Below are 12,217 nucleotides of genomic sequence, written 5' to 3'. Positions count from 1 at the left end.
TGATCACCCTTGGTTTTTGTTTTTATAGACAGATGGAAGCTCCCCTGTATGCGCTCTGAATTTTTGGGTGAAATATTCAGCATCATGATATCCCAAATTAAATGCAATATCAGTGATCTTCATGTTGGTACGTCGTAGAAGCTTGCGGGCCTCTTCAACTCGAAGCTGATGAACATAATCATTGAAACTGACTCCCATTTCCCGTTTGAACTGTTGGCCCAAATAGGCCGAATTCACGTGAATACGATTAGCCACTTCTTGCAGTTTAATTTTGCTGCGGTAGTGTTGCTTCAATTCATGGACTGCTTCCGCCACCAGCCCTCCCTTGCCGATTTTCTTTCGATCCGTTGGAGAGAGTTGTTCAGCGATGCGTACACATAGCTCTTGTAATATGCCGGAAGACCAGCGTGCGGTCTCATGCCATTCCGGCTCACATAATATTTCCCTGCAAATATCTGTCTTGCCATACTTGCGTAGTAGTTCTCCATGGATATATCTGATGACATGGTGTACCCACTCCAAGGATACCTCCTCTTTTTCAACCATTTGCAGCAAGTTGCTCACAGCAGGATCGATGGAATCAGCATCGCCAGCCTCAATTAACGTCAAGATATCTTTGGAGAGGTTCAACATTCTTTCCAGATCATATTCTTCCGTCTCTGATTGTGCATGTAGAAGGTCTGCTTGTATGTCATCCATTAACATGACGTCATCATACTGTTTTTGCTCATCTCTGCGTTTGTCCAGAGGTTCAATCATTTCCATAAGTAATTGATGAATTTCTTCGGTAACAAGGGGTTTGAGCACATATTCATCAACCTGATACCGAATAGCTTGCTTGGCATAAGTGAAATCTGAATAGCCTGTAACGATGACAATCTTTGAAGTATAGGCTAGTTTCTCTCGTAACGTTTGAATCAGAAGAAGCCCGTCCATGACAGGCATCTGTATATCCGTGATGACAAGATCAGGTCCAACAGAGTGGAATAGAGCCAGTGCCTCTTCCCCATCCGTTGCTGTTCCGCAGAGTTCGTATCCACAGGCCTGCCAGTCAATCATGGTTCTCCATCCTTCCAGCATAAAAGGCTCATCATCCGCGACAATGACCTTGTACATTTGCTCACCTGCCTTTCCTTCAATGATCTGCTGTATGAAACTTTCCTAACCTGCTTGTAGATTCCAGTCGTTCTGGGAACACGCTAAACAGCAGAACAACAGCCAGATCGTTGTCTGCTCGCAGAGCTTGGAGCATAAGACTCCTATACCATTTCCATTCGTCTCATCGACAGCATCCTTAACACCGAATTCGGCCCATTATATATCTTGCGAGACTATGCTTTCTTCAAGCAAGTTCCGGTTGTAGCTAAGACGCGCTGTTCACAATCCAAGTGTAACGCTTACAAATAAACACAACAACCTGACAAATTATAGGTTTCCCCCGACAAAGTATAGGTTGAGCTCTAAGTTGGTCTCTTTTCAGGACTATTCTTTTCTAATCTCCACGTACAATACGGAACCCTTGATCGGCTCCCAAACCATTCGGATCAAATTTGCCTCGGAATGAGATCTCATTATTGTTTTCACCACCAACCCAACCGCCACCTTTCACAACTCGCCAGGTTTGATTCGTACCTCCTGAGTCGCTGTACCATTCCCAGCACCATTCTCTCACATTCCCGGACATATCATAGAGCCCTAACTCATTGGCTTTCTGGATTCCAACTTTTTTGGTTTGATTCCGATTGTTCTCAATAACGGGCCAGCTCCAGTCACCAGTCAAGATGGTTTCACCTGCGTTTCTCCAGTACCAAGCCACTTCATCGAGATTATTACTTCCACTGTATGTGTAATTTAAGCTCTTTTGGCCTCCGCTTGCAGCATATTCCCATTCTGCTTCTGTAGGTAGTCGATACCCGTTCGCGTCCTTATTGATCGTTACGATCCATTTCATATTATCGTGTTCATTGTGATTATTCGAGTCCTGATTATCTTTATCTATATTGTAATAAGGTTTCAGATTCTCCTTCATACTTTTTTGGTTACAGTACTCTACTGCATCATACCAGGTTACCATTTCAACGGGCAGGTCATCTCCCTTGAAACCAGATGGGTTATCCCCATGACCTCAACCCATTCCTTTTGGGTCACTTCGGTTTTGCCGATGTAAAAGGAAGAAATCGTTTCATTTCTTACTATATTGCCGGACTTACTGCTCTTAAAGGTTCCTCCTTCTACGAACTCCAAATGATCGTCTGCTCCAGGGTTACTCGCGGAACAAGCACTCAAAGTGACTACTATCGCAATTAAAGTTAACAACACCAGCTTTCTCATTCGTTTATCTCCTTTAGGCTGATACATATTATAATTCATGAGGATCTCCTGCCAAGCTTGAAGCCGGTAATGTTGAGGCCCGTTAGTCTAGTGAATAGCGGTCCTCAACATTTCCGGAAAAGAATTCAGCAGTTATTCACATCATTTTACCAAACCGTTACGTTGGCATTTCCGCTACTTTGATATCCCTCAGTTGCCATCACCTGATAGGACCAGCTGTTGCCCAGATGCATCCCTTTACTTGCCCACGCATTCACATGATTACTGAACGTAATGGTAGAATTGACTCCGATTGGTTTCTTGGATTGTCTAACACTCCAGTACTGAGGGAAAGTTTGGGTACCGTCTATGGAAGGAGCATTGTATCTCATGGTTGTATAAATGTCATATGTTCCACCATCACTAGTCATCGAGCCCTTATACGTTCCAGTAGGACGATATGATCCCCAGCTATCCACCACGTAATATTCAATCAAAGCGTTTCTGGTCCAACCGTAGAAGGTCAGGTATCCATTACCAGAAGGAGAAAATGCACCCGCATTGTAATTAACAACCCGGTTAGGCGTACCATTATTCCACCCTTTTCCGACAACAAAGTTCCCTACATTTTGCCAATTAACGCTATAATTACCACCTGATCCATTCACAGCGTTAACGGTTCCTCCGCCATCCGTCCAATTCTGCCAATAATCTGTTGCCGCACTGGAAGTAGCTGCGAAGACACCAAAACTCATGGAAGCTGCAAGAACAACGGTCATTAATTTTTTACCGAATTTAAACATGTTAGAAAACCTCCTGATATTTTAATAGATTTGGTTGATACGTTTATCCGATACGAACTTTCCCCGGCGAGTTTTTACTTGAAAAGGCGTTGTGAAAACAGATACAGATCGTTCTTCCACACGGGCCAGTCATGTCCGCCACATTCCTCATGCCAAATGTGAGGTACTCCGTGATGCGTCAAATATTGGTGAACCCCGAGACTGATGTTTATGAGATTGTCCTGCTCACCGCAAGAAAGCCATAGCAACGAGAGTCGTAACGATGTTTCCGATGGGTCAGGGACAAGCAACTCGGGACTTCTGGTATTAGGCGCTGCGGAAAAAGCACCGATCCAGGCGAAATGGTCGAGATGGCTCAATCCGATATTCAAGGACTGACCTCCGCCCATGGACAAACCGGCAATCGCCCGCTTATCCCTGCTTGTGTACGCAGGGTAGTTAGACTCCATGTAAGGTATCAAATCGTGAAGCAGATCCGATTCAAAGCGTTCAAATGCTCTGATTTTCTCAGGTTCAAACAGATCACCCTCGGCCCGGTCGTTGGACATGGCGCGGCCATTGGGGAAAACAATAATCATTGGTTCAAGCAGGTTATCGCTGTACAGATTATCCAGAATAATCTGCGGAGAGGCATGATTATGCCATTCGACTTCGTCTCCACCGATACCATGCAACAGATACAGAACAGGATATTCATTGGTCGAAGAAAATCCTGGCGGGGTATATACCATCGCTTTACGCGAATGACCAACCGTTGTGGAAGGGTAGTCTACTAATTCAATAACTCCGCGTAGTATATTCTCACGATATTGGTCATATCCCGTTCGTGCTGGTGAGATCAATGCAATTCTCCTTTCCCTCTGTACATGCTACTACGGGTGAAAATCCCACTTCAGTTAATCTACATAGCCAAAACCCAGAATCGTGAAGTGCTTATGTTCGTGCCCATCTGCCATTTCGATCTCAACGAAGTGCTCCGCAACGTGCTCTTCGTTAATCAGAAGTATGGCATGGCAATGCGTCCAGTTCACCTGACGTGGGTCGGCCTTTTTGACAAATTCTCCATCCACCCTGATATGAGCGGTTCCGAATTCGTCTTTACCAGAATCCTTAAAGACCAGAATAAGGCGTTTGCACCGCAAATGTAGTTTAAAGCCGCTCCGGACCTCTTCTCCCCACCGGAATACATCCAGTTGTTAGGGAACTGGGGTGTGCCGAAGCTGTGAAGATCCATCTCAGCCATCTGCAGATCCGTGTCCGTTTTCGTAAATGGACCTGCATCAATTCGGGCGATATCGCTACCGTTTTTCCGATCTAGCAACTTTACATCCACGAAGTCATTTCCAATGAGCGGTGCTTTTTCAATATCATGATCCCTCTGGTCTGGCTCGGAACGATCCGTTACGTCGAACAGGAATTCCAAACAGTCGGCCATGATGCGATGCCCCAAGTTAGTCGGATGATAGATATCATGGAAAAATTGCGCTTTGGAGATTACGTTGCCTTCATCTTTCGTCTTGTGGAACTGATCTACGACCGCATCCTTCACACTTACCATTGGCAGATCATAATGCCATCCAACTGGAGCGAGACGATCCTGGAGATTCCAGTCATTCTCAAAGACACTGAACAACAAGATGACCGCTGGCTTGTTATCGGCAGCAAGTGCTTTGAGAACCAGACTCTCGTAGCAATTGCCCTGCGTTTCATCGTCTGCGTCATTGACTGCGAATTCTACAATGACAATATCCGGCTGAATAGTGCCTTCTCCGAGTACATCACGATCATAGCGTACAATTCCCAGTTCAGAAGGTGTACCACCTACACCTGCTTTAGTCAGGTGTATCGGACTGTCTTTTGAAAGCGCAAACATAAACTTGAACAACTCGTACGACCGATAAACATAACTGCGGAGATGAATGGGTGCTGCACCAGCCCCTTGAGTAATGGAGCCTCCAATGTAAGCCATAACGACAGGTTCGCCGTTTTTTGCCTTCTCAATGGCTTGTTTTAAACGGATGTTATTTCCTTTGTTCAGAAGAGATCGGGCAATCATGTCGCGATATACTTGTGATTCAAACTCAATATCCGGCTCGTATGCCGACTCCACCACTCCCACGGGATCGCGCGGTGCCGTCACTTCCTTGTTTCCACCGGCATCTCCTGAATCGTGGAGCATAATACACCATCACACCCTTTCTGTTAGATTTTGATCATATTTAACAACATTTGAAGGAATGAATTCTCCCGCTATTATTACACCGGGTGTGATCCTTCTCCCAAAGTGTAGCGCTTACATAATTTTACAACAACCTGACAAAGTATAGGACTTGATTCACTATATCATTTCAAACCGGGCACGATCATGCACATCATCGAATACCTATAATTTTTCATGTAAACGCTTTATTCTGTATACTCTTGCCATGTTATAATTTTAGTAAACGGATTAACAAAGGAGAAAATCAATGACTATCACAGGTCAGGGCGCGTACGATACGGGTACATATGCGAATCTATTTCTGGAGCTAGGCTATGATGAGAACGAGATTAGAACAAGATTGGACGAGACATGGAACGAGCTGTTCTATGGCGATGAGAATACGCGAATATATTACCCCATGGGTGAGGACAAAGGATATTTGCTGGATACGGGTAATCTGGATGTTCGCTCCGAGGGTATGTCTTATGGCATGATGATGGCTGTGCAGATGGATAAAAAAGAAGAGTTTGATCGACTCTGGAATTTTTCGAATACATTCATGCAGCATACGGATGGCCGATACAAGGATTATTTTTCATGGCATTGCAAACCGGACGGAACGCGCTTGTCGCCAGGACCTGCGCCGGACGGTGAGGAGTTTTTTGCTATGTCCCTGATCTTTGCCTCCAATCGCTGGGGTGATGGAGCAGCGCCATATAATTATGCTGCACAAGCGAGAAGAATCCTTCATGCTTGCGTACATCAAGGAGAACATGGCGAGGGTGATCCGATGTGGGACCCGGAGACAAAACTGATCAAATTCATACCGGAAACCCCGTTTAGCGACCCTTCCTATCATCTGCCTCATTTCTATGAGCTGTTCGCGAAATATGCGGATGAGGACGATCGGAGCTTCTGGACAGAGGCTGCAGCTGCAAGCCGGGCTTATCTGCACACAGCCTGTCATCCGGTAACCGGACTCTCACCCGAATATGCCAATTTTGACGGTACACCTGCACCCCTTCAGCCTGATGGCGATTTCAGACATTTCTATAGTGATGCCTACCGTGTTGCGGCAAATATTGCTCTGGACTGGGAGTGGTTCCGCAAGGATCGCTGGCAAGTAGAACAGTCCAATCGAATTCAGGCTTTTTTCAGTGATATTGAAATATCAGATTATCGACGTTATACCATTGAGGGCGAAGCTTTGGACGAGCCGTCTCTGCATCCTGTTGGTCTTCTCGCTACCAATGCGATGGCTTCCCTCGCTGCGGACGGTCCTTATGCCAGCCAGTATGTCCGCCAGTTCTGGAACACGCCTTTGCGACAAGGCGAACGCCGCTACTATGATAACTGTCTGTATTTCTTCAGTCTGCTCGCGCTGAGTGGACAATATCGTATGTATTAATATCCATTATCAATATACGAAAAGACGGACCCGGCTCGCAGGATATGCGAAACGGGTCCATTTTCTTAGGAACAGGCTTAACCGATTTTCTTTGATCTCAGACGGTTCAGCTCCTCCCCACTTATTTGGAGATTGACGAGGAGTCATAGGAGGCCTGCATAATTTCCAGATATCGATTGATATTCAAGCCCTCCAGTCCTTTCACATAATCATCCCAATCCTTGTCAAGACTCTTCGCTCCTGTAATGAATTGCAGAGCGTTCTGATCAATATAATCCTTGAGATTTGTCTGCATCATACTTGTTTCATCCGCACTTGAAGGATCAACCCACAGTGCCCAGTGAGGAAATACTTCTTTCGGTTCTTTGCCTTCCATTAATAAAGTCGCCTCATACAGACGGCGTTCGTAGCCATCATTTGCATAGATGTCTGTGCCTTGCACTTCCGCATCGCGGTATGCCCGGTGGTGGTTATACTGGCTTAGTGCAGCCCAGCTGTCATTGCGCGGTTCTTCTCCAGCAGGAAGCGGAATTGCTTTGTATAATGGTTGCACCTGATCGTTCAGAGCCACTTCACCTTCCTGTGGTTTACGCCAGCTTGAGTCTTCTTCACCCAGATAAGAAGCCATGGCTCCTTCTTGTGAGTAGAAATAATCCAGTAACTTGATAGCCGCAATCTGCGTTTCCTCACTTGCCTTGTTCGTTAGTACAAAAGATGCTCCCGGATCAATTGGATAATTGTAGGTTGCATACTCAGCATTCGGCCCCTTCAGTGGAGAAATCGGATTGTAGTCATTTCCATACGGAGAACCTTCGGAAGTAGTTACAAATAAGGACGGATGCATGGCTGCACCTGCGCCAAGAAGCTGTGCATCGGCATTATCTCCGATCTTCTTGAACGCCCCTACATTTTGCGTAAAGGCCCCGGGATCGATTAGCCCTTCATCATAGAGTGATTTGATATAGGTAAGTCCCTCCTTCCACTCCGGTTTATTCGCCACCGTTTCGACTCGGCCATCCTTCATAATGAGATAGTTTCTGTCATCATCATAGATGAAACCGTTCATCAAATACGGAATGATGTGCACGCCGAAATTTTCAACGGAACCACTGAGTGGAACTTCATCAGCTTTGCCGTTGCCATTCGGATCTTTGGTTTTGAATGCCTCCAGCAACGCTTTGAATTCCTCAGTCGTTGAGGGCTCGGTCACCCCAAGCTGTTCCATCCATTTGGTGTTGACCCACATTTTGTTCGGGTAGGAACAGTGGAAGCACTCATTAAGACCTGTCAGACCATAGATATTGCCATCTGGAGCCGTGTTCATCGCTTTATAATAATCACTGCTATCCAGCACTTTTTTGATATTTGGAGCATATTGGTCAATCAGATCATTGAGCGGGATGATTACTCCCTGCTGGCCGAACTTCAACAAGTCGGTCTGTGAGAACCGGTCAACCCACGGAATGAGCAGATAGAGGTCTGGATAATCCCCTGAGGCCAAAGAGATTTGTCTCTTTTCAGCCGCACCGTCAAAAGGCACCGTTGTCCAGTTGAACTTGATATTAAACTTCTCTTCCATCTTCTTCGTAAACTTGTTCGTTTCCAGATTGGTGTCGGAGCCTTGATGCGCGAATACATTAATGGACACGTTATCTCCGGACGAACCCCCTTCGCCCTTTTCCCCCTTACCGGTGTCAGAAGACGAACAAGCAGTAAGCACGATGGAAAAAAGCAGCAGATACGCGATTAATCTTGATCCTGTTTTTCTCAAAAAGACCCTCTCCCTTATGAATCATAATATTGGAATTATCCTTTGACCGAACCGATGAGCATGCCCTGTACGAAATATCGCTGAACAAAAGGATAGATGACAAGCACGGGCAAACTCGCCATGACAATCAATGAGTATTTCATGAGTTCAGCCATTTGTTGCTGTTTAATCATCTCAGACGCATCCATATTTCCAGTGCTGCTATTCAGTATCAGAATACTGCGCAGAATGAGCTGTAGCGGGTAGAGCGATTGCGATTTCAAATAGATCAGAGCATCGAAATACGCATTCCACTGACCGACGGCATACATAAGCGCCAGAACGGCAACGATGGGTTTGGCGAGAGGCAGAATCACACTGAAGATAAACCGGATGTCGCTGCAACCGTCAATATCTGCGGCTTCGGACAGTTCTTCTGGAATCGAGTTCTGAAAAAAGGTTCGTGCGATAATGACTTGCCATACCCAAACGGCATTTGGAATCAGAAGTGCCCAGCGGGTGTCGATGAGTCCCATGAATTTGACCACCAGATAGGTCGGAATCAGTCCGCCGGAGAAGAGCATGGTGAACACGATGAACATCATAAGTGGACTGCGCCCCACAAAAGTCTTTTTGGAAAGGGGATACGCGATCATAATCGTCAGAGCTACACTGATTAACGTGCCACTTGCTGTATAGAACAGCGAATTGGCATAACCTGTTATTACCTGAGCATTACGTAACACTGACTTGTAACCATCCAGTGTTAAGTCAACGGGCCATAACCACACTTTCCCCGAGGAAACGGCTGCAGGGCTGCTCAGAGAAGAGCTTACAATATAAATCAGTGGATATAGTACCGCTATTAGAACTACAGTCAGAACAAGATAGATTATGGTCATAAATATACGGTCCCCGGACGATTCTCTGATCGTGCTCCTTCCGTTAACCGGTGATCGGTTGGCATGGGATTGTAACTTGCTCATTGCATGGACTCCCTCCCTCTTGCAGCCTTACCACAAGCTTGTATTGGACAGCCGTTTCGCGGCCGCATTAACAGTTAACAACAGGACCAGATTGATCAGAGAATTAAAGAGGCCAACAGCCGTAGCAAAGCTGTAATTGGCATTCAGCAATCCCATCTTGTACACATACGTGGAGATGATTTCCGAAGCCGAGAGATTCAGCGGGTTTTGCAGCAGATATATTTTCTCGAACCCGACTGCCATGATGTTACCTACGCTAAGAATCAAGATGATAACGGCTGCCGGTAACAGGCCGGGCAGATCGACGTTCACTATTTTCTGAAACCGGTTGGCTCCATCAACCTTGGCTGCCTCGTATAATGAAGGATCAATGCCAGCCAGAGCTGCCAAGTAGATCACAGCTGAATATCCCATGCTCTGCCAAACATCGGAAAATACATAGATCGATCGGAATAACCCTGGCTCTCCAAGGTAATTCACGGCTTCAAAACCCAGTGCGCCTGTAATGGTGTTAACGATTCCGAGCCGCGGAGATAGAAACAACATGATGATGGATACCATGACAACGGTCGATATGAAATAAGGTGCATAGGTGACCATTTGGACGGTTTTCTTGAATTTGGCGTTCTTGATTTCGTTCAGTGCCAGAGCCAGTAATATAGGAACGGGAAACCCAACAATTAAACTGTAGAACGAAATATACAGTGTGTTTTTGATCAGTGTGAAAAATGCAGGGTTTTGGAAAAGTAATTCAAAATACTTGGTACCTGCCCACGGACTTCCCCAGATTCCCTTGATCACGTTGTAATCTTTAAAGGCCAAAACTGCATTAACCATCGGCACATACTTGAAGATGATGAAATATGCGACGGGAGGAATGATCAGCAGATAAAGTTGCCAGTGCCTTCGCCAACTTCTGGATAGCACCTGCTTCATCGCTGATCGCCTGCGTTGCTTCACAACCGTTTTACCATTGGACATCGTCGTTCTCAGATTCATCCCCCCATTAGGCAGCAAGTGAATGATTACCACCTTTTTTTGATAGCGCTTTCTTGCTCGTAATCATAAGATTGCGCTCCCGGTTGCGTAAAGGTACACTTCGACAATTGAGGTACGATTCCGGTAAAACCAAGATGGAATCCTTGGTACGCCTTTGAATTTTGGATGTGTCCAGCTGATCGATATGGCGGGTGCGGGTATTATTTGTTGGTATGATCCATCTGCCTGAATGCACTTGGGGATATCCCACGAACCCTTTTGAATGCTCTGCGAAACGAATGCGAACTATTATATCCGGTTGTTAGCGCGATGTCGTCAATCGTCTTCTGGCTCTCGCGCAACAGGTCAGTCGCCATGTCAATTCGTACCCGTTCTACATAATCTGAAAGATTCTCTCCGGTATGCTCCTTGAATAATTGGGAGATAAACTTCTCGGACTTGCCCATCTGTTCCGCAATCCGGTATAACGTCAGGCTTGCGTCACTATAAGATGCCCCGATATAATCAATGATTTCATTCACGGTATCCGCATGCATCGTAGATTTCTTCCTCTGCACGTCTCCACAGATATCTTCTGTCAATTGACTGAACTTGTCTCGCAGTACGGCAATACTCTCTGTAGCCTGAATTGCAGCGACTCTACTTTTGAAATCTTCGACGAGTGATTCTTCTATCTTGATAGTCAGTTCATCCAATTTCAGAAACGTTCCCTTCAGCTCCATGATGAACTGCTGCGTCATGTCGTAGGACAGCTCTCGCTCCTCAACATTTCGCATGAACAATTGATCCAGAATACGGTTGGATTCTGCAAGTTCTCCCGCCTTGAGCGTATTAAGCAGACGCTGCTCAGACTCTATCGGATAATAGTACAACTCTGTTTCCTTCAAGGTATCCTCGTATCTCACGTGACAATCTGCTCCAATATGAATTGCATATTCCAGTGCTTGTCTTGCTTCATCAAACGAACGCCCCACATCATTCCAAACATCATAAGGAGAACCGGTACCGAGTGAAGTGGATACCCGGTAGTCCCGGTATATGGTATCCGTTAAACGGCCTAGCTCTATTTCACAAGTACATTGCGATATATCCGAAATTGCTTCACTAAAGGGACATACGAATGCAATCTGATCTGTCCCCCAGTCCGTGACCAGAACATCAGGATTCCATTCCGTCAGCACCTGTCTTACAATCAGTCTCGTCACACTCAGCTCCTGAATAATCTCCCCACTATCGGGGCTGCCATAGCCGTTCACCTTCAGTAAACCGACCATGCCCTGACTACTGCGGAGCGAAACTCCAGTCTGAGAAGAGATGGCTTCCAGTTCGGGGGGGTATAGAACTCGCCAGTCAACAGACGTTTGATGAAACCATCCCGCAACAGCGGAATCTGTTCGTTCAATACATTTTGGAGAAGATGATTGTTCGTAATCAAATTGTTGATATTGCTGGCTAGAAAATCATATTCATTGCGTGGCTTACCAATAGATTCGTTATCTTGCTCTCGAAACACAGACAGCAGTCGATGAATGGGTGCGCTGTTTCGGTAGGCCATCATAAGCCCGAGGAACAGCCCAAAACCGAGTGTAGCCAATGTAAAGGCAAATGTAACCTGTTTAATGTGGTCAGCATTCTTGAGCAATGCTTCTTCGGGAATGCCAGCCATATAGTTCCATCCGCTCTGCTCGGAGCGAGTGGATATCAGTAAGCGTCCGTCCCTCGTAGGCCGCACTTCCTCATCAACAGCTTCAGAATAAT

At 45.9% G+C, this 12,217-nt stretch carries 10 protein-coding genes and 2 pseudogenes; 1 reads left to right on the top strand and 11 read right to left on the bottom strand.

Annotated elements, in window-relative coordinates; genetic code table 11:
- Window positions 1–3 precede the first annotated feature (3 nt).
- From C0Q44_RS17380 to C0Q44_RS17360, 6 genes and pseudogenes are all read right to left on the bottom strand, one after another.
- On the bottom strand, window positions 4–1,116 hold the full coding sequence (locus C0Q44_RS17380; RefSeq protein ID WP_105408545.1) for a response regulator: 1,113 nt from the start codon (window positions 1,114–1,116) through the stop codon (window positions 4–6).
- Between the two features lie 376 nt (window positions 1,117–1,492).
- Window positions 1,493–2,331, bottom strand: a pseudogene (locus tag C0Q44_RS17375) (formylglycine-generating enzyme family protein).
- 146 nt (window positions 2,332–2,477) lie between these two features.
- Window positions 2,478–3,113 (bottom strand): glycoside hydrolase family 11 protein, encoded by a 636-nt coding sequence (locus C0Q44_RS17370; RefSeq protein ID WP_105408544.1) that lies wholly within the window; start codon window positions 3,111–3,113, stop codon window positions 2,478–2,480.
- Between the two features lie 74 nt (window positions 3,114–3,187).
- Complete coding sequence (locus tag C0Q44_RS17365) at window positions 3,188–3,955, bottom strand: alpha/beta hydrolase (RefSeq protein WP_258166407.1); 768 nt, start codon at window positions 3,953–3,955, stop codon at window positions 3,188–3,190.
- Window positions 3,956–4,009: 54 nt separating this feature from the next.
- Entirely contained in the window at window positions 4,010–4,144 is a 135-nt protein-coding gene (locus tag C0Q44_RS31085; RefSeq protein ID WP_258166406.1) for a hypothetical protein, read from the bottom strand.
- Window positions 4,141–5,292 (bottom strand): SGNH/GDSL hydrolase family protein, encoded by a 1,152-nt coding sequence (locus C0Q44_RS17360; protein ID WP_258166405.1) that lies wholly within the window; start codon window positions 5,290–5,292, stop codon window positions 4,141–4,143. Before C0Q44_RS17360 ends, C0Q44_RS31085 begins: the two co-directional genes overlap by 4 nt.
- Before the next feature lie 289 nt (window positions 5,293–5,581).
- On the opposite strand from C0Q44_RS17360, the gene C0Q44_RS17355 reads away from it, so the two are divergent.
- The gene (locus C0Q44_RS17355) at window positions 5,582–6,724 is read left to right on the top strand and encodes a family 8 glycosyl hydrolase (protein ID WP_105408542.1); all 1,143 of its coding nucleotides are present in this window, start codon (window positions 5,582–5,584) and stop codon (window positions 6,722–6,724) included.
- A gap of 121 nt (window positions 6,725–6,845) precedes the next feature.
- On the opposite strand, the gene C0Q44_RS17350 is transcribed toward C0Q44_RS17355, so the two are convergent.
- The 5 genes and pseudogenes from C0Q44_RS17350 to C0Q44_RS31080 all read right to left on the bottom strand — a co-directional run.
- Window positions 6,846–8,495 carry an ABC transporter substrate-binding protein gene (locus C0Q44_RS17350; protein WP_105408541.1) on the bottom strand — a complete coding sequence of 550 codons (1,650 nt, stop codon included), beginning with the start codon at window positions 8,493–8,495 and terminating at the stop codon, window positions 6,846–6,848.
- Between the two features lie 35 nt (window positions 8,496–8,530).
- A complete protein-coding gene (locus tag C0Q44_RS17345; protein ID WP_105408540.1) occupies window positions 8,531–9,460 on the bottom strand; it encodes a carbohydrate ABC transporter permease in 930 nt (309 codons plus the stop codon).
- A gap of 27 nt (window positions 9,461–9,487) precedes the next feature.
- Entirely contained in the window at window positions 9,488–10,342 is an 855-nt protein-coding gene (locus C0Q44_RS17340) for an ABC transporter permease (protein WP_105409289.1), read from the bottom strand.
- A 317-nt stretch (window positions 10,343–10,659) separates the two neighbouring features.
- Window positions 10,660–11,733 (bottom strand): helix-turn-helix domain-containing protein, encoded by a 1,074-nt coding sequence (locus C0Q44_RS17335; protein ID WP_258166403.1) that lies wholly within the window; start codon window positions 11,731–11,733, stop codon window positions 10,660–10,662.
- Window positions 11,718–12,217: pseudogene (locus C0Q44_RS31080) on the bottom strand (hypothetical protein); the annotation flags it as partial. The gene C0Q44_RS17335 and the pseudogene C0Q44_RS31080, both read right to left, overlap by 16 nt.

The sequence above is a fragment of the Paenibacillus sp. PCH8 genome, from assembly GCF_002968835.1.
Lineage (GTDB): Bacteria > Bacillota > Bacilli > Paenibacillales > Paenibacillaceae > Paenibacillus.
The sequence above is the reverse complement of the archived record's forward strand: the minus strand, read 5'-3'. Positions and strand labels throughout refer to the sequence as shown.